The 24443-nt window shown below is 39.5% G+C and carries 20 protein-coding genes and 2 riboswitches; of the genes, 19 read left to right on the top strand and 1 reads right to left on the bottom strand.

The annotated features are described in order from the left end of the window. From EO114_RS00005 to EO114_RS00075, 16 genes are all read left to right on the top strand, one after another. Window positions 1-1081, top strand: a 1081-nt coding sequence (locus EO114_RS00005; protein WP_206168653.1) for a YadA-like family protein, incomplete at its 5' end; no start/stop codon positions are given. A gap of 324 nt (window positions 1082-1405) precedes the next feature. Continuing rightward, a complete protein-coding gene (gene ppsA, locus EO114_RS00010) occupies window positions 1406-3778 on the top strand; it encodes a phosphoenolpyruvate synthase (protein ID WP_127060711.1) in 2373 nt (790 codons plus the stop codon). A 51-nt stretch (window positions 3779-3829) separates the two neighbouring features. After that, window positions 3830-4459 carry a CBS domain-containing protein gene (locus EO114_RS00015; RefSeq protein WP_009354020.1) on the top strand — a complete coding sequence of 210 codons (630 nt, stop codon included), beginning with the start codon at window positions 3830-3832 and terminating at the stop codon, window positions 4457-4459. An 8-nt stretch (window positions 4460-4467) separates the two neighbouring features. Next, complete coding sequence (locus tag EO114_RS00020; protein WP_062402939.1) at window positions 4468-5286, top strand: pyruvate, water dikinase regulatory protein; 819 nt, start codon at window positions 4468-4470, stop codon at window positions 5284-5286. Between the two features lie 15 nt (window positions 5287-5301). Continuing rightward, complete coding sequence (locus EO114_RS00025; RefSeq protein ID WP_009354033.1) at window positions 5302-6288, top strand: deoxyguanosinetriphosphate triphosphohydrolase; 987 nt, start codon at window positions 5302-5304, stop codon at window positions 6286-6288. A gap of 232 nt (window positions 6289-6520) precedes the next feature. Then, window positions 6521-7108, top strand: coding sequence for a TetR/AcrR family transcriptional regulator (locus EO114_RS00030; RefSeq protein WP_127060714.1), 588 nt, complete (start codon window positions 6521-6523; stop codon window positions 7106-7108). Beyond that, complete coding sequence (locus tag EO114_RS00035) at window positions 7089-8255, top strand: efflux RND transporter periplasmic adaptor subunit (RefSeq protein WP_062402929.1); 1167 nt, start codon at window positions 7089-7091, stop codon at window positions 8253-8255. Before EO114_RS00030 ends, EO114_RS00035 begins: the two co-directional genes overlap by 20 nt. Window positions 8256-8264: 9 nt before the next feature. Then, window positions 8265-11429, top strand: a complete 3165-nt coding sequence (locus tag EO114_RS00040) for an efflux RND transporter permease subunit (protein ID WP_126940251.1) — start codon at window positions 8265-8267, stop codon at window positions 11427-11429. A 476-nt stretch (window positions 11430-11905) separates the two neighbouring features. Next, on the top strand, window positions 11906-11986 hold the full coding sequence (locus EO114_RS08030; RefSeq protein ID WP_370447297.1) for a putative holin-like toxin: 81 nt from the start codon (window positions 11906-11908) through the stop codon (window positions 11984-11986). Between the two features lie 267 nt (window positions 11987-12253). Further along, window positions 12254-14080, top strand: a complete 1827-nt coding sequence (locus EO114_RS00045) for a B12-binding domain-containing radical SAM protein (protein WP_127060716.1) — start codon at window positions 12254-12256, stop codon at window positions 14078-14080. A 1-nt stretch (window position 14081) separates the two neighbouring features. After that, window positions 14082-15044: a TIGR01212 family radical SAM protein gene (locus EO114_RS00050; protein WP_127060718.1), complete on the top strand. Its 963-nt coding sequence runs from the start codon at window positions 14082-14084 to the stop codon at window positions 15042-15044. A 10-nt stretch (window positions 15045-15054) separates the two neighbouring features. Then, a complete protein-coding gene (locus EO114_RS00055) occupies window positions 15055-16026 on the top strand; it encodes a PhoH family protein (protein ID WP_127061083.1) in 972 nt (323 codons plus the stop codon). Next, complete coding sequence (gene ybeY, locus EO114_RS00060; protein WP_126940254.1) at window positions 16023-16499, top strand: rRNA maturation RNase YbeY; 477 nt, start codon at window positions 16023-16025, stop codon at window positions 16497-16499. Before EO114_RS00055 ends, ybeY begins: the two co-directional genes overlap by 4 nt. After that, window positions 16492-17391 carry a GTPase Era gene (gene era / locus EO114_RS00065; RefSeq protein WP_062402913.1) on the top strand — a complete coding sequence of 300 codons (900 nt, stop codon included), beginning with the start codon at window positions 16492-16494 and terminating at the stop codon, window positions 17389-17391. The genes ybeY and era overlap by 8 nt, the downstream gene beginning before the upstream one ends. Before the next feature lie 160 nt (window positions 17392-17551). Beyond that, entirely contained in the window at window positions 17552-18853 is a 1302-nt protein-coding gene (locus EO114_RS00070; RefSeq protein ID WP_127060720.1) for a hemolysin family protein, read from the top strand. Window positions 18854-19003: 150 nt separating this feature from the next. Then, a complete protein-coding gene (locus EO114_RS00075; protein WP_009354037.1) occupies window positions 19004-19696 on the top strand; it encodes a DNA repair protein RecO in 693 nt (230 codons plus the stop codon). A gap of 132 nt (window positions 19697-19828) precedes the next feature. Here EO114_RS00075 and cytX read toward each other — a convergent pair whose 3' ends face one another. Next, complete coding sequence (cytX, locus tag EO114_RS00080) at window positions 19829-21022, bottom strand: putative hydroxymethylpyrimidine transporter CytX (RefSeq protein WP_127060723.1); 1194 nt, start codon at window positions 21020-21022, stop codon at window positions 19829-19831. Between the two features lie 143 nt (window positions 21023-21165). Continuing rightward, window positions 21166-21273, bottom strand: a riboswitch (TPP riboswitch). 180 nt (window positions 21274-21453) lie between these two features. After that, window positions 21454-21550: riboswitch (TPP riboswitch) on the top strand. Window positions 21551-21616: 66 nt separating this feature from the next. Here cytX and thiD point away from each other — a divergent pair. The 3 genes from thiD to glyQ all read left to right on the top strand — a co-directional run bounded on the left by thiD (window position 21617) and on the right by glyQ (window position 24442). Then, a complete protein-coding gene (gene thiD, locus EO114_RS00085) occupies window positions 21617-22423 on the top strand; it encodes a bifunctional hydroxymethylpyrimidine kinase/phosphomethylpyrimidine kinase (RefSeq protein WP_127060726.1) in 807 nt (268 codons plus the stop codon). A 94-nt stretch (window positions 22424-22517) separates the two neighbouring features. After that, on the top strand, window positions 22518-23189 hold the full coding sequence (gene thiE, locus EO114_RS00090; protein ID WP_206168654.1) for a thiamine phosphate synthase: 672 nt from the start codon (window positions 22518-22520) through the stop codon (window positions 23187-23189). A 377-nt stretch (window positions 23190-23566) separates the two neighbouring features. Next, window positions 23567-24442, top strand: coding sequence for a glycine--tRNA ligase subunit alpha (glyQ, locus tag EO114_RS00095; protein ID WP_009354040.1), 876 nt, complete (start codon window positions 23567-23569; stop codon window positions 24440-24442). The last annotated feature ends 1 nt before the right edge of the window (window position 24443 follow it).

The raw sequence follows: 24443 nt of genomic DNA on the forward strand, positions 1-24443 counted from the left end.
TAAAGATTTAATTTTTAATGCAACGGATCCGAAGACTGGCGTAGAAAAAACATCGCATGTATCTGGTGATAAGATAGGCTTTACTACCACTGATGAAATGGAAAAAGTATTTGATAAAGATGGCAAACCAGTTATCGATCCTGCTACTGGAAAACAAAAAGAAGTAATTAAAAATCCTGGTAACTCTACGGAGTATACGAACGAAGGACTGAAAGTCATTCCAAATAGTACAGTAGCTCGTGATGTAAATGGAAATCTTACTTTCAAAGATGAAAAGGGTGAGCCAGTCATGAAAGACAAAGACGGTAACTTTGTGTACATGGATAAAGATGGAAAACCTAAACCAGGCGAGAAATATGCGGGCGCTGTAGGAGCTTTAAAACCAAATGTAGTAGATAATACTCGTGTTATCTCTTTCGGTATGGATAAACCAGTGTTAGACAGCAATGGTAACCCTGTGAAAGGTCCAGATGGCAAACCAGTTATGACAGAAGGTATCTCTGCAGGTATGCAACAAATTCACAATGTAGCACCAGGTACAAAAGATACAGATGCAGTTAACGTGTCTCAATTACGAGGTACAACGATCAATATCAACAATCGTATGAATCGTATGGGTGCACAAGCAGCAGCAATGGCTGGCTTACGTCATTTACAATACGATCCATTAGAACCTACAACTATCATGGCAGGTATCGGTACTTATAAAGGTGAAGGTGCATTAGCATTAGGTATTGCTCATTACAAAAATGAGTCCACATTATTCCATGCAGGCGCCTCTATCGGTAGCCGTGGTGAGGAGTTGATGGCAAATGCAGGTGTGAGCTGGAAATTCGGTGCTCGTGCTGATGAAACAGCTGTGAAAGATACATTCCGTCAAGGACCAATCAGTGCCTCTTACACATTACAAGATAAGGTATCTGCCTTAGAAGCACAAAACCAAATCCAAAAAGATCAATTGGAAGAGTTTAAAGTACAAAATAAAATCCAAAAAGATCAATTGGAAGAACTAAAAGCATTAAATGAAAAACAACAAGCACAAATTGCTGAATTGTTTAAGCGTATAGGTGAAAAAATCTAGGAACTAGGTTTTCCTACGTAGCCTGTAACGATTATAGTTTAATAGGTAAGAAAAGAGCACGGTATGCCCTGCAAACAGTACTAGATAATGTTTGTTTAGGACAGCCGTGCTCTTGTGTTCTATTGGGGAATTATATAAATGAAGAGCATCCTATAAGGATGCTTTTTTATTTAAAATTACATTATTATGATGTATTTTTTATTAAAAATGGGACTTAATTTGCAACTTACTTTTGATTCTAATCCTAATAGTGCTTGACTATTTATTATATATGTTGTACTATATAGTTAAATTATGAATACTATTTCTGATGGAGGGATAATCATGAGTCGTGATACTGCATATGTTCTTTGGTTTGATGAATTGCATCGTGAGGATGTGGATATTGTTGGTGGTAAGTCTTCTTCTTTAGGAGAAATGACTTCTTCTACGAATGTACCTGTTCCTTATGGATATGCTACAACAGCCCATGGCTATCGTTATTTCATGGAAGAAACTGGTTTAGTAGATCGAATTAAAGCTAAACTAGAAGAGTTACATGATGTGGAAAATTCTGCTTTGTTACGTAAGGTAACTGCAGAAGTACGTCAAATGATTATGGATGAAGAAATGCCAGCTCCATTAGCTGAGGCTATTCGTGAAGGCTATGAAGAGTTAGCACGTAAAGTAGGGGAAGAGAACCCATTTGTAGCGGTACGATCTAGTGCCACTGCGGAAGACTTGCCAGATGCTAGTTTTGCAGGTCAACAAGATACATACTTAAATGTTCGTGGCGCTGATATGATCATTGCTAAAGTAAAAGAATGCTATGCATCTACTTTTACTGACCGTGCTACCTACTATCGTGTAAAACAAGGTTTCGATCATATGACAGTAGCTTTGTCTGCAGCAATCCAAATGATGGTATACTCCAAAGCTGCAGGCGTTATGTTCTCTGTGAATATTATGAATGGTGATGACAAATCCATTATTATCGAAGGATCTTGGGGTCTTGGTGAGTATGTAGTACAAGGTACAGTGACACCAGATAATTTCACTGTAGATAAAGGGACGATGCAAATTACAGATCGTATGATTAACGATAAAAATCTTGCGTTAGTACGTAAACCAGAAGGGGATTGTGTTGAAATTCAAGTTCCTGAAGACCAAGCTCGTCAACAAGTTATCACAGACGAACAAGTTATCGAATTAGCAACTTATGCAAAAGCGATTGAAAAACATTATGGTTGCTATATGGATATGGAATGGGGCATCGATGAGCGCGATGGAAAAGTATGGATTTTACAAGCCCGTCCAGAAACTGTATTCTCTCAAAAGAAAGAAAAAGAAGAAACTGTAGTGGAAGCGACTACAACAGAACGTAAGATTGTTGTAAAAGGTCTTCCTGCGAGCCCTGGTAAAGCAGCAGGTCGTGCCCATGTGATCGAAAATCCAGAAGATATCGATGATTTTAAAGAAGGAGAAATCCTTGTTACTACTATGACTGCTCCTGACTGGGTACCGGCAATGAAAAAAGCTAAAGCTATTGTCACAGATGCAGGTGGTATGACTTGTCATGCGTCTATTGTAAGTCGTGAGTTGGGGATTCCTTGTATTGTAGGTACAAAATCTCGCAGTGAAGAGGCGACAAAAATGATTTCTGACGGTCAAATGATTACTGTAGATGCTACAAATGGTATTGTCTATGATGGAATTTTAGAAGAGGCTACTAAAAAAGTAGAACCGGCAGCAGAAGCTCGATATGTAGAGCCAACACCGATTACAGCTACTAAAATCTACATGAACTTAGGCGATCCAGACTTAGCTGAAAAATATGGCGTATTACCTTGTGATGGTATTGGTTTAATGCGTGAGGAATTCATTTGGACTACTTTTATTCATGAACACCCAATGCATTTAATCGAAACAGGTCGTCGTGATTTTGCCATCGATACCTTAGCCGAAGGTATGCGTAAAGTATGTGCAGCCTTAGCCCCTCGACAAGTTGTATTGCGTTTGAGTGACTTCAAATCTAGCGAATATCGTGATTTAAATGGTGGCGATAAATATGAGCCAGAAGAATCTAGTGCGTTACTTGGATTCCGTGGCGCTTCTCGCTACTATGATGAACGCTATGCACCAGCATTCTTGTTAGAATTAGAAGCCATTAAAAAAGTACGCAATGAATTCGGTTTTAAAAACTTGCAAGTTATGATTCCATTCTGTCGTACTGTGAAGGAAGCAGCAGAAGTAACTCGTATTATGGCAGAACACGGCTTACAACGTAATGCAGACTTCAAAGTATGGTTGATGGCTGAAATCCCTGCGAACATTATCTTGGCGGATCAATTCAATCAATATGTAGATGGTTACTCTATCGGCTCCAATGACTTAACGATGCTTGTATTAGGCTGTGATCGTGATAATGAAACTGTACAACATATTTATGATGAAAGAAACTTGGCTGTAAAACGTGCTATTAAACATTTAATTGAAACAGCACACAAAGATGGCAAAACAGTATCCATCTGTGGACAAGCACCAAGTGTGTATCCAGAGTTCTGTGAGTTCTTAGTAAAACATGGTATTGATTCTATTTCTGTAAATCCAGATGCTGTGGTGTCTACGAAAAAAATGGTGGCACAATTAGAACAACGCATTATGTTAGATGCTTTGACAGGCAAAGGTCGTCAAAATACAGAAGCTTTAGATTGGTAATAGATGAGGAGGCTCTGGAAGGAGCCTCCTTTTTCATAGAAAGGTAACAATATGAATCTTTCAAAACGACAAGAATCGATTGTACAAATTGTACAACAAGAAGGGCCTATCACTGGTAAAGCGATCGCTACAAAATTGGACTTAACGAGGTCTGCGTTGCGATCAGATTTAACGGTACTGACAATGATGGGTATTTTAGATGCACGGCCAAAGGTCGGGTATTACTATGTTGGTAAAGTGGCAAATAATCCCTTAGCGGCTGAGATTAATAGTTTCACAGTGGCACAAGTTATGTCCAGTGTGGTAGCAGTCAGTTCCACAGCATCTGTGTATGACACAATTGTTACCATGTTCACAGAAGATGTAGGAACTATCTTAATCTGTGATGATGGTATATTAAAAGGCGTGGTTTCTCGTAAAGATTTATTGCGTGCCTCTCTTGGTGGGTCTGATTTAAATACTATGCCTATTTCCATGATCATGACACCTACTAGTAAAGTCGTAGTGGCATATCCCGATATGCCTGTTGTGGAAGCAGTAGAACGGATGATTGATTTTGAAATCGATTGCGTACCGGTAGTAGATAAGGTATTATTAGAGACAAGTAAAGAATATCGTGTAGTAGGTCGTATTTCTAAAACCACAGTGACCCGTTTATTTTGGGACTGTGGAAAACGATAGGAGTAATTATGGCTAAAATTATTTATGCAATTTCTGACTCCCTAGGAGAAACAGCTGAATCAGTGGCACGTGCTACGGCAAGTCAATATGATAAGGAAACGATTGATATCGTTCGTGTGCCCTATATTAATGATGAATTACAAATAAATGAAGTGGTAAAAGAAGCCGCTACCGGCGGACATGTGATCTGTCATACCATTGTATCACCAGCATTGCGGTCGTATTTAGATACAGCTTGTAAAGCACAGGGTGTGCAAGCCGTAGATATTATGGGCCCTGTTATGGATGCAGTAGGAACTATGACAGATACAGAGCCTAGATTGGCACCTGGTATGATTCATAAATTAGACCAAGAATATTTCAAAAAGGTAGAGGCTATAGAATTTGCCGTGAAATACGACGATGGTAAAAATCCAAAAGGCTTTGAAAAAGCAGATATTGTCATTATTGGAATTTCTCGTACTAGTAAGACCCCATTATCTATGTTCTTAGCCTATAAAAAAATAAAAGCGGCCAATTTACCATTGGTACCAGAAGTACCATTGCCAGAAGAATTATTCCAAATTCCAGGACGCAAGATTGTAGGGTTAATTATTGATCCTTTCAAATTGAACAATATTCGTGAGGAACGTCTTCGTACCATGGGACTACATGCAGACGCTAATTATGCGAATGTAAGCCGTATTGAAGAAGAGTTAAATTATGCAAAAACTGTGATGAGGCGGTTACATTGCCCAGTACTTGATGTAACTAATAAATCTATCGAAGAAACAGCTGGTATGGTGATGCAAATCATTCAAAAAAATCGTGTCATGGATACACGCTAAGCTAGGAGGTGTCATATGAGTATTCGTGAAATGCTAGAAGATCGAGAATATACTATGTTAAGTCCTTATGCGGCTAAAAGTAGAGAATCTGTAAGAGATCGTAAGGAAGAGCCTGATCCATATCGGACGGATTTTCAACGAGATCGAGATCGTATTCTACATAGCAAATGTTTCCGTCGATTAAAACACAAAACACAAGTATATATTGCTCCGGGGGACCATTATCGGACTCGTATGACACATACCTTAGAAGTGGGACAGATTGGACGTACCATTGCACGGGCGTTGCGGTTGAATGAAGATTTGACAGAGGCTATCGCTATGGGGCATGATGTGGGACATACACCATTTGGACATGTGGGAGAATACGCCCTTCGTGATATGGTAGGTCATTTCAATCATAATGAGCAAAGCTTGCGCATGGTGGAAAGTATTGAAAAGAATGGACAAGGTCTTAACCTAACGACTGCTGTTCGTGATGGTATTTTAGGGCATACAGGTTCTCATATGCCTCTTACCTTAGAAGGGCAGATCATACGCACTGCTGATCGTATCGCCTATTTATGTCATGATTTTGATGATGCGTTGCGAGCACATATGCTCAGGGTGAATGATTTACCGAAAGAAGTGCTACAGGTCTTTGGAGATACCCATTCCAAAATGATTACTGCCATGGTCACAGACATGGTGACATCCTCTATGGATCAACCGGTGATTTCTATGTCAGAACGTGGTGTGGAAACTATGAATATTTTCCGTCGTTTTATGTTTGAACGTGTCTATCGGGCACCGTCGTTAATTCCAGATCGGAATAAAGGTGACTATGTGGTAAAACACTTATTTATGTACTATAAAGAACACCCTGAGGCGATTCGCCATGAAATCCATCATGACAATCCCATTACAGACCAAGATATTGTGGACTATGTGGCGGGACTGACAGATAACTATGCAATAAAACTATTTACTGAGTATTATATTCCTAAAGTATGGGATAATTAATCTGCTTTCGAAGAAATGCTGCGCTAAGGCGTGGCATTTTTTAGTTTACAAATTTAGGTTATTCATGCCCTAAACTTTCTAAAAATGAAAGTTTGGGGTATATAGACATCATCGAATTGATGGATTTCATAGTTTGACATTTGTTCTTATTTTAAGTAAACTAAAGATTGGTACTGAAATACATTAGTTGAGTTTTGTAACTCTTTACTTATAGTGTGAAAGGAGGGCTATATTGGTTACGGTTAAAGAGAAAATTTTAGCAGCGGCGGCCATAATGATTGAAGAGCAAGGCATATCATTCCGCATGGATGATTTAGCAAAAGCATTGACTATCAGTAAACGTAAGCTGTATGAACAATTTCGTTCTAAACATGAAATTGTAGAAACCATTTTAGTCCATGGGGCAGAAGATTTTTACAGACAGCATGAGAATATTGTGAACAATAAAAGTCTTACTGTAGAAGAAGTATTAAATAGGTATTTTAGAGTACGATCAAATTTGTATGCGGCTTTCAGTGGAGAATCTTTCATGGAAATCTTCTTATCTATACCGCAACTACAAGAAATGTTGAAAACTTTGTTCAAGAAAGATTGGGACTTACTTAAATACTATTTACTACACCAACAAGAGCAAGGAACTATTGCTCGCTATGTGGATGTTGATATTATCATTATGATGTTGCAAGGTGCTGTACGACGCATTGTGTTTGAAAGCTCCAATCATCATGAGGATATTTATAAATATATGCCAAAGGTTATTTCAGTTATATTACAGGGTATTACAAATAAGGGTGAAATGAATGAAAAAACAAGCGTATAATGGTTTAGTGGCAGCTAGCTTGGCAGCCCTTGTACTTGTATCTGGTTGTGGTGGACAAGCTCCGGGGCAAGGTCCAACGGAGGTTAACTCCTATAAAATCACAGCTACTGATACAAATGTACAAGAATCTTTCAATGGTACTGTATTGGCACAAAATTCTATTGTGATTCGAGCGAATGTATCCGGTCGAGTTGTTGAAAAATATGTAAAAGGGGGCGACACGGTAAAAGCCGGTCAAGCATTGTATCGTCTCGATGGACGTCAATACGAAGCGAACCTAGCTAGTGCACAAGCCAATGCAGCACGATCTAGCGCAGCGTACCAAAACTCTCAAGTCGATTTACAGCGCTATCAAACATTAGCAAATGAAGATGCCATTGCCCGCCAAACACTGGATACACAAGCTAGTGTGGCTGCACAAAATCGCGCAGCCTTAGAAGCTATGGAAGCACAAATCCGCTTAGCGGAAAATAATTTACAAGATACGGTTGTATATGCGCCATTTGATGGTACATTGGAAATGGATGATGTAGATTTAGGTACATTCGTTACAGCTGGACAAACAGCACTTGTCACATTGAACTCTACCGATCCAGTATATGTACAATTTAGTATGAGTGAAGCAGAGTACTTAGAATATAAAAAAGCACATCGTTCTGTAGATGGCGAAGTAGAATTGAAATTGTCCAATGGTGAAATCTATGGTACCTATGATGATAATCACAAAATTGTAAGCACAATTAAAGGTCGCATTGTGGAAGCTGCCAAAAACTTAGATAGCGGTACAGGTCAGCTGATTTTAAAAGCAGCATTCCCAAATCCAAATCATATGTTGTTACCAAATATGTATGCATCCGTTATTACTAGCGGTGAAACTATTCAAGGCGCTATCTTAGTGCCATCTCGTGCTTTATTACAAGTATTGGATAAAACATTTGTGATGGTCATCCGAGATGGTAAAGTAGAACAAGTGCCAGTTATGACTAGCGGTACAAGTGGTAAATACACCATCATTCGTCCTTCCAAAGATGGTAAAGGTTTAACAGTAGGCGATGAAATCGTTGTAGATGGCTTAACAAAAGCGAAAAATGGCGCAGAAGTAAAAGCAACTTTATTAAGCAAAGAAGATATTGAGAAAGGTAATTAGGGTGATATTGTGTCAAAATTCTTTATTAATCGCCCTATCTTTGCCATCGTAATCTCTATTATCATTACATTGCTAGGGTTGATTTCCTTATCAAAACTGCCGATCGACAGATATCCACAGATTTCTCCACCGCAAGTACAGGTACGTACTGCCTACATGGGGGCCAATGCTGAGGTTGTAAGCGAATCGGTAGCGGCAGTCATCGAAAAACAAATCGTTGGCGTCCAAAATATGGATTATATGCAATCCACGAGTACAGGGGATGGTTCCTATAACTTGACAGTTCAATTTGAGCAAGGAACTGATGCCGATATGGATACGGTAAACGTACAAAACCGTGTAGCCCGTGCCTTGGCATCCTTGCCATCCGAAGTACAAACGGTGGGCGTGACCACTACGAAATCTTCTGGTGATATGGCCATGGTATTCTCCTTGGTATCGCCAAATGGTAGTTATGATAGAACTTTCTTGAAAAACTATGCCACTAACTACATGATGGATGCCATCCAATCTGTGAATGGTGTGGGTACAGTGCAGGAGTTCGGTGCTGACTATGCTATGCGCATTTGGCTAGACCCTACAAAAATGTCTAAGTATGGCGTTACCATAACAGATGTAAGCAATGCGATTCGCAGTCAAAACAAACAGGCTGCAGCAGGTGCGTTAGGTTCCGATCCAATTGACAAAGATCAAGCTTTCAACACATCTGTGAAAGTACAAGGTCGTTTGGCTGAAATTTCAGAATTTGAAAATATCGTAATTAAAAAAGATAAAAAGAATAATTTATTGCATTTAAAAGATGTAGCTCGTGTTGAATTAGGGGCACAAAGTTATTCTGTAGAGCCTACAAGCTTCTCAAAAGAAACGGGCAATGATAAACCAGTAGCTGTATTTGCTGTTTCATTAACGAATGATGCGAATACATTAGAAACAATCAATGCTGTAAAAGAGGTTATTCACCAACAAGAAGAAGCATTCCCACCGGATATGCAAGCGAAGATTATTGTAGATAATACAAAATTTGTAAAAGCTTCTATGAAAGAAGTAGTAAAAACCTTTGAAGAAGCCTTGATTCTCGTAGCGATTATTGTGTACTTGTTCTTGCAAACATGGCAGTCTACAGTGATTCCAATGATTGCAGTGCCAGTATCTTTGATTGGTACTTTTGCGGCGTTCCAAGTAATGGGCTTTACTGTTAATACATTGACTTTGCTAGCCATGGTGTTAGCGATCGGTCTCGTCGTGGATGATGCGATCGTCGTAATCGAAGCTGTAGAATATGAAATGCGCTACAATGGGTTGAAACCAAAGGCGGCTACCGTAGCAGCCATGGAAAAAGTACAAGGCCCTGTTGTTGGTATTGCTTTCGTATTGATTTCCGTATTCGTTCCAGTGGCCTTCATGGGTGGTTTAACGGGGGTATTGTATAAACAATTCGCTTTAACAGTAGCTATTTCTGTTATTATTTCTGCCTTTGTAGCATTGACATTGACGCCTGCATTGTGTGGTATTATGTTAAAACCACATAAGCCAAAAGAGACTACTAATATAGTGGGTCGTTTCTTGGAGTGGTTTAATGGATTCTTGGATCGAAGAATCGATCAGTATGGTATTCTTTTAGCTCGTTGGTCCAATCGTCTATGGGCCACATGGTTGGCATTGGCTATCTTCTTAGGTGCAGCTTTTGGTATGATGCGTATGGTGCCAAGTGGATTCGTACCTGCTGAAGATAGTGGCTATTTTCTGGTTGCGGTATCCTTGCCGCCAGGGGCGACTTCTAGTCGTACAAAAGATGTATTAACTGATTTAGGTCATTTCTTGAACGAAGATAAAGATTCTGATGGGACCATCACAGTACCTGGCTTTGATATCTTAGCTGGGGCAGCACAAACGAGTGGTGGTGTAATCTTTACATCCTTAACAGATTGGGGTGAAAGAACGCAACCAGATCAACAGCTTGGCTTAAAGATTCGAAATACTTTCATGCATGGTTCTAAAGATCCACGAGGAACGATTATTCCGTTGAATCCACCATCCCTCCCAGGTCTTGGTAAGACGGGTGGTTTCTCCATGTACCTCATCAATAAAGCGGGTCATAGTACAGAACAAATGAATGCGGTAGTGCAACAGTTCTTAGGAGAAGCTCAAAAACGTCCTGAGTTCCTTAGTATTTATACGACTTTCAATACGGCCACACCATCCTATAATTTTGATGTGAATCGTGATAGAGCGGCTCGTGATGGTGTAGCTGTGACAGATATTTATACAGCCTTACAAGGATATTATGGTGGTATGCAGTTAAATGACTTTACTAAGTTTGGTAAAAACTACAAAGTTATGTTACAAGCGGACAATCAGTTCCGTACCGATCCTAGTATGAATCATCTATTGACTGTTCGTAATGCAGCAGGTCAAATGGTGCCAGTTGATACGTATATTACACCGCAAAAAACGACATCTGCCTTTGTGGTAACACGATATAACAACTTCCCAGCAGTGAGCATTGGTGGTAATACTAAGCAAGGTGTTAGCTCTGGTGATGCTATCAAAGCCTTAGAAGAAGTGGCGAAAAATACATTGCCACAAGGATATACCTATGATTGGGGTGGACAAACTCGTGAGGAAATCAAAGCGGGATCCCAAGTGTTGATTATCTTTGGATTCGGTATTGTCTTTGTATTCCTTGTGTTGGCTGCCTTGTATGAATCTTGGAAAGTGCCATTTGCAGTATTATTATCTGTTCCAACAGGTATCTTTGGTGCTGTTCTTGGTCCATGGTTATTCAATATGATTGGTGCCATGATGAAATCTACACATTTCTTTGCCTTGGATATTTACTTCCAAATCGGCTTACTTACATTAGTGGGCTTGGCAGCGAAGAATGCGATCTTAATCATTGAATATGCTAAGATTCGTGTTGATGAAAGAGGTATGAACTATGTAGACGCAGCTATTGAAGCAGCGAAGATTCGTTTACGTCCTATCTTGATGACGTCCTTTGCATTCATCATTGGATGCTCGCCATTGATGTTGGCAAGTGGCGCTGGTGCTGGTGCCCGTGCATCCTTGGGTGTGACCGTAGTATTTGGTATGATTACAGCCACATTCTTTGGAGTGGCAATCATCCCTATGCTGTTCATCATTATAGAAAAACTAGGCTTTAAACGTCACTAATTAGGCTATGCAGCCTCGTTGGTCGTTGCTTGTAAGGCTATGCAGCCTTGTGGCGGTCTTAATTGAATATGATAAAAAGGGAAGAGCACGGCATACTCCTCACAAACGGTATTTCATAATGTTTGTTCGGAGCACGCCGTGCTCTTCCTGTGTTTGTATCATTTTGTCAGTAAGGGCGCCACAAAGGCTGCTACACCTAACTGTGTTCCTCAGAGTATAGTTAGAGCACGGCATACTCCTCACAAACGGTATTTCATAATGTTTGTTCGGAGCACGCCGTGCTCTTCCTGTGTTTGTGTAATTTTGTCAGTAAAGAGCGCCACAAAGGCTGCTACACCTAACTGCGTTCCTCCGGGGTAGGAAACTATATTGATACATGTTAATAGTTTGGGTAATTTTGTAGTATAATGAAAATTACAAGAGTCATTAACGTGTTGTTAGGCTCATCTCTTCCTATTATGGGAGGAGGTGATACTATGACTGCATATGAAAAATTATCTTTATTGATTCAATTTTCTATGTTAATTGTAGAAGTTATTCGTTGCTTTTATAGCTAATGAAAACGCCTAACGAAATGAGGTTTTACGGCCCTCACACGTTAGGCGAAATCAAATTTTGACTTTTTGAGATGAGCCTAACGCCAGCTACACGTTGATGGCTCTTCTTTTTTACATGTCAAGTATACCATACTTTGCAAAAAAATACTACTTGTTCCTACGTCTAACTGCGTCCCTCTAAGAGTTAAATTATGGGAGAGGTTTGTGTTTTGTGGTATAATGAAATAATAGCCGATGAACTAAGTTCATTCGATGAGTGAGGTACAAATGAAAGTTATTATTTCAACGTTGAATTCAAAATATATACATTCTTCTTTGGCGTTGCGCTATTTGCAGGCTTATGGAAGAACGAAAGACGAGGCATATGAGATAGTGGAATACACTATTAATATGCCTATTTTAGATATTTTAAATAATGTCACTACGTTAGACGCAGATGTAATAGGCTTTGCTTGTTATATCTGGAATATCGATATGACATTGCATCTATGTTCTATGATCAAAGCGGTCCGCCCTAGTACTAAGATTATCTTAGGGGGGCCTGAGGTGAGTTATACAGCGCGGGAACTATTAGAAGACCACCCGTGTATTGACTATATTGTACAAGGGGAAGCTGAGGAGGCTTTCACTTCGTTTGTGAAAGCAATTCGTACAGGTCACTCTCCTGTTGATCCTGTCATACCTGGTATCCTAGGTAGAGAACAAGGGAACATTCAAGGGTCTGAAGAGGCTGTAGAGGTGAAGGACCTAAGTACAATACCATTCCCGTACACAGAGGAAGATATGCTTACCTTAGGGAATAAAATTGTCTATTATGAATCTTCTCGTGGTTGTCCCTTTAGTTGCCAGTATTGTTTATCTGGAAATCGCAACACTGTACGATTCTTTCCCCAAGAACGGGTAATCGAAGAGTTAGCTTGGTTCGTAGAGCACAATGTAAAACAGGTGAAGTTTGTGGATCGTACGTTTAACTGTGCGCCTCATCATCATATTCCATTGATGGAGTGGATGCGTGACCATGGGGGACAGACGAACTTTCACCTGGAAATGGAATCCATTTTAATGACTGAAAAAGAAGTAGATATTCTAAGTTCTACTCGTCATGGTCAAATACAGATTGAGGTAGGCGTTCAGAGTACGCATGATAAGACCTTAGAGGCGATCCATCGGCGCAATGATTGGGGTCGTATTCAATCTGTGATACCACCAATCATCAAGGCTGGGCGCACCCATGTGCATATGGACTTAATTGTAGGTTTGCCATATGAAAGTAAATCTATTTTCGAGAAGTCCTTTAATGATTTATTCAGTTTGCAACCTCATGCGTTGCAGATTGGGTTTTTAAAGTTATTAAAAGGCTCTGGCGTGCGTTCCATGGCAGAGTACGAGTATATTGCCAATCCGAAAGCACCTTATGAAGTATTACAAACCCATGTCTTGCCTTATGATGATGTACGCATGTTAAAACATTTTGAAGATGTGTTTGAACGGTTCTATAATAGTGAACGGTATCGCACAGTTTTTGGGTACATTAGTGAAAGCTTAATCCAAGAAGGATCGGCCTTTGCCTATTTTGAAGACATGACCAAGCTATGGTTAGAAAAAGGGAATCAAGACCGTAAATTAAATGATGCTGATCAAATAGCATTCCTCTATGAGTTCTTCACCTTGAAAGAGGACCAAGTGGCCTGTGATTTACTGCGCTACGATGTATTGACATCTTTCAATGGGAAAATCCGTGATGAACGATTTGGTTTATCCAAAGACAGAAAACAAGAAATGCAAGATGCCGAGATATTCTGGCGTGAGGAAAGTTTGGTACGACAATATATCCCTAACTATTCTTTTGTGGAGTGGCGAAGAATCCGACAGGATTATCATACAATTGAGGTGTGTGGTGAGGCATTGCTATACTTAGGGATTAATAATTTTGATGATTCTATGACAGATACTGTTATACTAAGTAATACATATGTCATCATCATTGACGTAAAAGGTGAGACGAAACCTTTTATACGTCCTCAACAATGTGTAGATACGAATTTGAATTATCCAGAACATATTGCTAGTTCAACTATCAGGGAGGAGGTGTGATATGAGTGATACCACAAAGCCAAAGCGGTATCGTATGATATCTGCTTTTTACAAAGAGCGATATGGGGAAAAGGCTTATAAAATTCCAGTGGCATTACCGTTGACATGCCCTAATCGCGATGGATCAGCAGGTGTAGGTGGATGTACCTTCTGTGGTGAAATTGGAGCAGGCTATGAAAATCGACCAGCCTCTATGACGGTAAAACAGCAAATTGATGAAACAGTGGTGCATATTGCGAAAAAATATAAAGCCTATAAATATATACCGTATTTTCAGAATTTTAGTAACACCTATTTACCACCAGAGAAGTTTCGCCAGTATGTGGAAGCAGCTTGCTTAGAACATGTGGTAGGCATTGCCATTGCCACACGTCCAGACTGTGTACATGATGCCTATTTAGATATTTTAAAAGATATACAAAACAAATATGGTATTGATGTCTATGTAGAATTAGGCTTACAATCGGTGAACTATCATACATTACAAAAGGTAAACCGAGGACATACGATGGCGGAGTTTATCGATGCAGTATTGCGCATCAAGCGTTATGGATTTGAAGTGTGTGCTCATATGATACTGAACCTTCCATGGGACACCATGGACGATGTCATTGAAGGGGCAAAAACTTTATCAGCATTGCAAGTAGACCAAGTGAAGCTTCATGCATTATACTTAGTAAAGAATACGAAAATGGCACATGATTATGAGGCTGGTGAATTTACCTTAATCAGTGCAGAAGAATACGCTCGACGAGTGGTAGAATTTTTACGTTACCTAGACCCTAAGATTGTATTACAACGACTAGTAGGACGTGCGCCAGAGGAAAATACAATCTTCACGAATTGGTCTATGGGCTGGTGGCGCGTACAAGATTTGATTGATCAAATTATGGAAGACGAAGATATTTCTCAAGGCAGTGGCTATGATTATTTACATGGCGCTGCGGTTCAAAAATTTCTGTGAAAGGGAGCATATGGCTAATCAGAGATTTACCATACCTACTTATGACATGGTAGGACCTATCGTGGGACCTCAAGGATCTCACATGAAAGTATTAGAAGAACTAGTAACAGTAGATATATTACATCGAGATACCATTGTGGATATAACAGGTTCAGAGGAATCTGTACAAGTAGCAATGGAAGTGTTAGATGTACTGTTATACTTGTTTAAAAATCATATTAAAATCACTGATCATCATGTGCGAACAGCTACCACGATGATCTTGAAAGGCGAAAAAGAATCACTTTTCCAGTTATATGAAGATACTATCAATGTGACTGTGAAGGGGAATCCTATTATTCCTAAAACAGTGGGCCAAAAACAATATGTAGATAGTATCCGTCGCAATACGATCACCTTTGGCATTGGTCCTGCGGGAACAGGAAAAACCTATTTAGCTGTTGCACTGGCAGCATTTTACTTGAAAAATCGTGAAGTGGATCGTATTATTTTGACAAGACCTGCTGTAGAGGCAGGGGAAAAGCTAGGATATTTGCCAGGTGATTTACAAGAAAAAGTAGACCCTTATTTACGTCCTCTCTATGATGCTTTACATGATATGTTCGGTGTAGAACGAGTGCAGAAGATGCTCTTACAAGGGACTATCGAGGTAGCACCATTGGCTTACATGCGTGGTCGAACCTTGGAACGTTCCTTTGTGATCCTTGATGAAGGGCAGAATACGACGCCAGAACAGATGAAAATGTTTTTAACTCGCTTAGGGTATCAGTCGAAAATGGTGGTCAATGGAGACCCTACGCAAATTGACTTGCCACCGAAGATAACATCTGGTTTGATTGAAGCAGAGCAAGTGTTACAACGCATCAAAGGGATTCGGTGTATTTATTTTTCTGACCAAGATGTGGTGCGTCATGATTTGGTAGGTCGTATTGTGAAAGCCTATGAAGAATATCAACTTTCAGAGAAAGGGAAACAAGAATGATTGTAAGTATTTCCTATGATGAGGGAATCGAACAGAATAGCACTTACGAGGAAGTCATTCAACGGTGCTGTAATGAAGTGGCTCGTGTGTATGGATTACACGAGGAAGATGAATATAGTGTGCTCCTCTGTAACAACGGAAAAATTCAGGAATTAAATCGTGAATACCGTGGTAAAGATATGCCTACAGATGTATTATCGTTTGCCCTCAATGAAGGAGATGAAGCTTCTATCGAGGAAGAAGGACAGTTATTAGGGGATATTGTCATTTCCCTTGAGCGAGCAGCAGAGCAAGCGAAAGAGTATAATCATGATTTTATTCGTGAACTTGCCTATTTAACTGTTCATAGCTGTTTACACATTTTAGGCTATGACCATATGATAGATGAAGATAAAAAAGAAATGCGCACAGAGGAAGAATTTGTGCTTGGTAATTTAGGTTATGTACGAGAGGATATGCCATATAATGAATAGTGGAAAAGGATTTAAATCAGGCTTTGTAGCCGTTGTAGGACGACCAAATGTAGGAAAGTCTACATTAATTAATGCATTGATTGATGATAAAATTGTTATCGTATCTGATAAAGCGCAAACGACACGAAACCGTATTGTTTGTGTCTATACAGATGAAAAGAAACAAATCGTGTTCATGGATACACCAGGGATTCATAAGCCAAAACATAAATTAGGTGAATTCATGGTAGACCAAGCGGTAGATTCTTTGCGTGAAGTAGAGGCTGTCTTATTTGTAGTGGCAGCTAATGAGAAGCGTGGTCCTGGTGACAACTTTGTCATTGAACAACTTCGTAAGGTGAATGTACCAGTGTTCCTCATTGTGAATAAAATTGATACGATGGAAAAGCAAGACTTGTTAGAGGCTATCGTATCCTATGAAAATAGCTATCCTTTTGAAGCGGTGGTACCGATTTCTGCGAAAGAAAAAGACAATATTGAGGAAGTGGTGAATTTATTAGAAAAACATTTACCGGAAGGTCCAAAATACTTCCCAGATGATATGATTACAGATCAACCGGAACGTTTGATTATCTCTGATATTGTGCGTGAAAAAATCCTGTTACAGACTCATGATGAAATTCCTCATGCCATTGCTGTTGATGTAGATGAAATGAAGACAAGAGAGGATGGCACTACCTATGTACGAGCTACTATCTATGTAGAGCGAGATTCTCAAAAAGGTATCATCATTGGTAAACAAGGAGCCATGTTAAAAACTATTGGCCGCCAAGCTCGTGGTGATGTAGAGCGTTTATTGGCTACAAAAGTATTCCTAGATTTATGGGTAAAAGTGAAAAAAGACTGGCGCAATAAATCTGGTATGTTATCTGAATTGGGATATCGGAATTAATACTTAAGGCCGGTTATTTTTGGCACACTGTTAATCTTTTAGGTCATAGTGTAGACAACATACGTATGAAAAATCACATACCTTGAGATAGAGTATGGCATTGTTAAAATAGTGTATATAGAAAGGACTGATTTATATCGATACCCCCGTCACGGGTGGCATGATTCTATTTGCCATCTTTTGTATTTTAATCATTAGTTTGTTTGTTATCAGTAAATTCTCCTTTGCTCGTTTACGAGAAGAACATCTAGAAGATATGGACTCCTTGAGTGATGGAAAAAAAGAAGAATTACGTGAATTATACCAACGGCCAGAACGGTTTATGAATACATCCACTTTCTTTATTCTCTTCTTTATAGTCGTTTTAGCAGTCTATGTAGGACGCTATTTAGAAGATGGGACTGATGTGGTATTACATTATTTAGGAGTGTATGATGCCACATATGCCATTATAGTAGAATGGATTGTATTAGCATTATTTGCTGTAGTAGTGCTCATATTTGGTGAAATTATTCCCAAAGGGCTGGCATTATCCTTCCCTGAACGCTATGTAGGGACTACAGTGACCATTGTTCGGTTAGCTGGAAAAGTTGTAATTCCTTTTGTATATCTTGCGGAACAAATTGGTAATACAGTACTGAAAGCTTTCAAAGCTCCCTATCGTACAGAAATCGATCTAGTGCATACAGAAGAAGAAATCCGTGCCTTGGTAAGCCGTAGTCATCAACAAGGTGAAATTGACCATGTGGAAGGTGAGCTTATCGATAATGTATTCGATTTTGTGGATCGCATTGCGAAAGAAGTTATGATTCCTCGACAAGATGTGGTGTGTGTATATACCCAAGATAGTTTTGAAGAAACCATGCATATTGTATCGTCTACAAGCCACACAAGATATCCATTGTGTTTAGAAGATAAAGATCATATTATCGGCCTTGTGCATATTAAGGATTTAATGGAACGCCGTGAAGAGGCGAGTAAAGATTTACGTTCCATACGTCGTAATATTCTTATCATTCCAGAAGTGATGAAGTTATCTGTTCTATTACAACACATGCGGACACGTCGTATTTATCAAGCTATTGTGGTGGATGAATACGGGGGTATGGTTGGCTTAGTAGGTTTAGAAGATATCCTAGAAGAACTGGTTGGGGATATTCAAGATGAGCACGAACGTGACTTGCCTGCCATTGTTCAAAATCCTAATGGAACTTATAACTTTGCCGGTAAAGTGCTGGTGGATGAGGTAGAAGATCTATTGGATATTTCCTTTGGTGATGTGGACGAAGATACTATTGGTGGTGTTATTTTCGGTATGTTAGAGCGAACACCTGCCATTGGTGACGTCATCATTGTAGATGGATATACTTTCACAGTCACAGAAATGCAAGGATACCGTATTGAACGTGTGTATGCCGTGCCAGTGCCTGTTGAAGAAAATATAGATGATGAATCAAATTAATAGATACTGTATGCAAGAATCATGTAGATTTTAAGTTTTTGTATACTATATAGAGTATGTATATGTAGAAGAATATTAAGAGTATATACAAGGATGATACATGTATTGCTGAATTAGTAGTAATATACTGTTAAGTATGAGGAATTGTAAATGAAAGCAAATACGTTTACTAGTGAAGCCATCGTACTGTGGCGTAAAAAACGAAAATACTATAGTATCTATGCATTTCTCACGAAGTTAGAAGGTATTATACTTTGTTCTGTTCCTCATAAACGTAAAGCTAACTATAAAGAAGGAGCGTATTTACAACCTTTAAGCTGTTTATATTTGACAGTAGCACCTAATGGAGACATGTACGATATTATCCAGATAGATGGGATTTCTACACGCGATTATGAAAGTTTAGAAGATATTTCCTATGCTACTTTTAGCGGTGAACTGGTAAGTGCTTTATTTGAAAAAGGTAAATTAGACCGCAGTGTATATACGAACATGAGTCGATTTTTACAATCTATACAGGATAAACCCATTCGCTTAGGTTCTATTGTGCTGGGGTGGCATATGTTAAGTCTAGCGGGATTTGTGCCACAAGGGCAACATTGTGAAGACCCTGAGGTAATGGCAAGTCTTTGCGATGAAATCTATGAAGCCTGTCAGTATGTAGTGAAACAAGAGCTACAACAAGGGATAACAATGCTTTTGAACTATGATTGGATTCCTACAAAGCCTTTACGTCTTACTGCGAATCAATGGGATCAATTAGAAATTCTATTGCGAAAACTTTTGACATATCAACTAGGATATACATTGCATAGCATTGAGTTTTTAGAGACGATGATATAATTAATATATTAAAATGAAAACAGGAGCTACCTTTCATAGAAGGAATGCTCCTGTTTTGATTTGTGAAGTTATTGTAAAGTGTATAATGAAATAATGAGTGCTTATATACGCACTAAATAGTATAGTAAGCGGTTATATTTCTTTTTTCTTTTTAGAAATTAGGCTAATGATATAGGCCGTTGCAATGGTTGCTAATGCTGTTCCTACGATAGTAGATAGGCTAGCCCCTAAGAATGGGTTGCTGTCAAGGAATTGATGGTACATATAAGTACCAGATGCCCAACAAATGATATACAAGCTAGGTCCATGGTCAAGGTGTGGACAATGACGTAATAAGAAATAGTGAGTTAATAAAATAGCAATCATTGGGGCAAATACGGATCCAATCATATATAAGAAAGGAATGATATTATCCATTGGATAGATGGATGCACCGATGGTGCCGATGACGGTAACGATAATACCGATGGTACGACCAGAATATTTAGTCTGCAAGCTTTCAGAGGAAATACCAGCAGATAAGGCATCCATAAAAGTAGTTGTGACAGTAGAGAATACGATGATAATTAACCCACCAAATCCTAAGCCAGCATGAAGTAGAACCTTTGCAATGTTGCTTTCATTTGTATAGAGGGCCGCAGCGAGGCCTAATACATACATGACAGAACTAGTTACGCCGTATACGATGGCACTAGATGCAGTACCTGCCACAGGGTTCTTGGATAATCGAGTATAATCACTAATCAATGGTAGCCAAGACAATGGCATAGCAATGGATAATTCCAAAGCCGCTGTGAAAGTCATTTCATCAGTGATGATTCCTTGGCTATGAATGGAACTTTCTTGTAACAAGCTAATTAACAAATAGATGCAGAGGATACCTAAGCCGTAGCCCATGATGCTGTTGATATACCCCATGTTACGGATACCAATGAAGAGCCATACAATGATGAGGGCCCCGATAATGAAAGTCCACGCAGTGAATGGTAGATTCCATAACTCTACGGCACCAAGAGCACCGTCATAAATCATAATACCGGTCCAACCAATCAGTTGTAGAACGTTTAAAATAGAAAATAATTTCATGCCCCCATTGCCAAAGACAGTGGATACAGTTTGCATAGAACTCATGTGTTCACGAGCGCCGATGAGTCCTGCACCAAATAATAACAAGCAGCCGATGACGTGACCGATGATGATGGCCAATAGGCCGTCAGAAAATCCTAGGGGCGCAAAATAGGTGCCCGTCATAATTTCCGCAATGGAAAGAGCGGCGCCGAACCAAATGAGGGACAACCGTGATGATGAAAGTTTTGAATCACTCATGAATACTCCTAACTATGCCAGTGGGAACAAAAAAGACTAATCTGAAACGATTAGCCTGTAGATGATAGATATTCTTAAGAGACCAAGTATTGCAAACAGGAACCATATGGTAATGTGTCCTTATGTGTTTGTATAGGTACTACAAAAATATGCTAATATATCCCTACGTTGGCATTATCCAAATCAGGTTATGGGTTAGTAGCACGTAGCTACTTCTCAGCCCACTTCAGTGAGCACCCCTTATAGATGTATTATACGAATTGAATGATACTACGTCAATAGGAATGTATAGGTGAATGTAATGTATTATATGAAATACATAGGATATATGAATATCTATATTGAGAGGGAATATCTTCTAGTGAAAGTAGCTTAGCTGTAATTTATTGTATTGCATTGGAGCATATTTCATGTTATAACTAAATTAATATAAGAACCACTAGGGGTGCTTATGCTGAGATTGATGAGTGTCAAAACCCTAGACCTGAACCAGATAATGCTGGCGGAGGAAAGTGGATGGCATCAAATACTAGATATTGTATAAGAACCGTCCCTAGGATTGGTTCTTTTTTGTTACTAGTAAAGGAGACTCCTATGAAATTACATAGAGCATTAACGATTGCAGGAACAGATCCAACAGGTGGTGCAGGGGTGATGGCGGACTTAAAAAGCTTTCAAAGTCGTCATGTCTATGGGATGGCTGTTATTACATCCGTGGTGGCACAAAACACAAGAGGTGTGACGCAAATTGCACACATGGACCTTTCTATGATTGCAGCACAATTGCAAGCCGTATTTACAGATATTGTTCCAGAAGCAGTGAAAACGGGTATGTTAGCCACAGCAGAGATGATGGAACTAATCGGAACCTACATAGATCCAAAAGTACCGTATGTGTTAGACCCTGTGATGATTGCCACCAGTGGGGATCGATTGATTTCCGATGAGGCGGTGAAAGCCTTACAAAGCAAATTGATTCCGAAAGCGACTTTGATTACACCGAACCGCAGTGAAGCCGAAGTACTGGCAGATATGAAAATTGATACGGTAGAAGCTTTGCATACAGCAGGGATTCGCATTTTACAAGAATTAGGCCCTCAAGCGGTGATCATCAAAGGTGGTCACATCGGAGATGAGGCCACAGATTACTTGTTTACAAAAGATACCATGTCCATGCGACGCTCTTGGACAAGTCCTAAATATGACACAGTACACACCCATGGCACAGGTTGTACATTCTCTGCTGTTATAACAGCAGAACTTGCCAAAGGGAAATCCTTGGAAGATGCTATTACGATTGGTAAAGAATATATCCGATTAGCTATTTTGCATAATCCGGGACTGGGCACAGGCAATGGGCCAGTGAATCATATGGCCTATGGGGATGAATATTCTGAGTAATATAGGTATGATCCATATCATATCAACCATACTTAGTGTCGTGGTATACTATAAGTAATCTGTTTTGGTTGTTAGATAAGAAACGAGGATTATTTTGAAACATCATGATATAGATACAGTGCGCTCCATGATGGGGTTGTACTTCATTTGTGGAACACCGAATACGAAGGATATTCACAAGACCCTTACAGAAGCTTGTAAAGGCGGTATTACTTGCTTTCAACTTCGTGAAAAAGGAGAAGGAGCTCTTGTAGGGGAGGAAAAAGAACAGTTGGCACGAGAGTTGCAACACATTTGTAAGGAATATGGAGTTCCTTTCATCATTAATGATGATGTAGAATTAGCTGAAAAGATAGGCGCTGATGGCGTCCATGTGGGACAAGACGATATGGACCTTGACGAAGTACGCAAACGATTGCCTCACGCCCTTGTGGGGACGTCTATTAACTCTGTAGAAGAGTTAGAGAACACAAAGTTGGACTATGTGGATTATATCGGCGTAGGTCCTATGTATGCGACAAGTACAAAGAAAGATGCCAAAACTGTGCGAGGGCCCGAATTAATTTTAGCTTTACGTGCTCATAATCCAACTATTCCTATGGTGGCTATTGGTGGCATTAATCGAGATAACTTTGATGATGTCTTAGCGGAACCAGTGGACGGTATTGCGGTGATCTCAGCCATCACAGAAATGGAAGACATTGAATATGAAACTGCTATGTGGATAGAGAACATGGAATGGTGTAAAATGTTCTTGGAAAAATAATATACAGAACATATTCCTAGACTATTGTGGAATAGGGGGATAGTAAAAGTAATTAAGAACTTACATCGCTGATTAAGAGGATACACCTTGACACTAATCCCTTTTATCCATACAATAGTATATATACATAAGTGATGAAGCAGAGGAGTATACTCCCGTTAGCGAGTGAGGACGGTGAAAGCTCACAAATGAGTAGAAGGCGCTGTGGAGCATGGGCAGGAACGTTGTACCATACTAGGTATGGACAATTAGTAAAGGCTATTTTTTAAAAGAGGGCATTAGCCAATTAGGGTGGAACCGCGGGTATATCTCGTCCCTGTAGCGATTTTCGTTGCAGGGACTTTTTTATTCCCTGTAAAACATAAGGAGGAATGGAAATGACATTTCAAGAGATGATTTTTACACTCCAAAACTTCTGGGGTGAACAAGGTTGTATTTTACAACAACCATATGACATTGAAAAAGGGGCGGGTACGATGAACCCTGCCACATTTTTACATGCTTTAGGGCCTGAACCTTGGTCTGTATGTTATGTAGAACCATCCCGCCGTCCAGCAGACGGACGTTATGGTGACAATCCAAACCGTTTATTCCAACATCATCAATTCCAAGTTATCATCAAACCTTCTCCAGACAATATTCAAGAATTATACTTGCAAAGTTTGGCTGCTCTTGGCATTCATGCAGAAGATCATGATATCCGTTTCGTAGAAGATAACTGGGAATCTCCAACATTAGGCGCTTGGGGTCTTGGTTGGGAAGTATGGTTAGACGGTATGGAAGTAACGCAGTTTACCTATTTCCAACAAGTAGGATCTATCGACGTGAAACCTGTATCCGTTGAAATTACATATGGCTTAGAACGTTTGGCTATGTACATTCAAGGCGTAGAAAATGTGTATGACTTACAATGGAACGAACAATATACATATGGTGATGTATGGCATGCTAACGAAGTAGAGCAATCTACGTACAGCTTTGAATTAGCAGATACAGATATGTTGTTCAAATTGTTCGACATGTACGAAGCAGAGGCTACACGTGTATGTCAATTAGGTTTTGTATTGCCGGCTTACGATTATGTGTTGAAATGTTCCCATACATTCAACTTGCTAGATGCACGTGGTGCTATTTCTATTTCTGAAAGAACAGCTTTCATCGGTCGTGTTCGTAACATGGCTCGTATTTGTGCACAAAATTATTTGGCGAAACGAGAAGAACTTGGTTTCCCATTGTTGAAAGGAGATAAATAAG

The organism is Veillonella sp. 3627, assembly GCF_003992195.1.
Classification (GTDB): domain Bacteria; phylum Bacillota; class Negativicutes; order Veillonellales; family Veillonellaceae; genus F0422.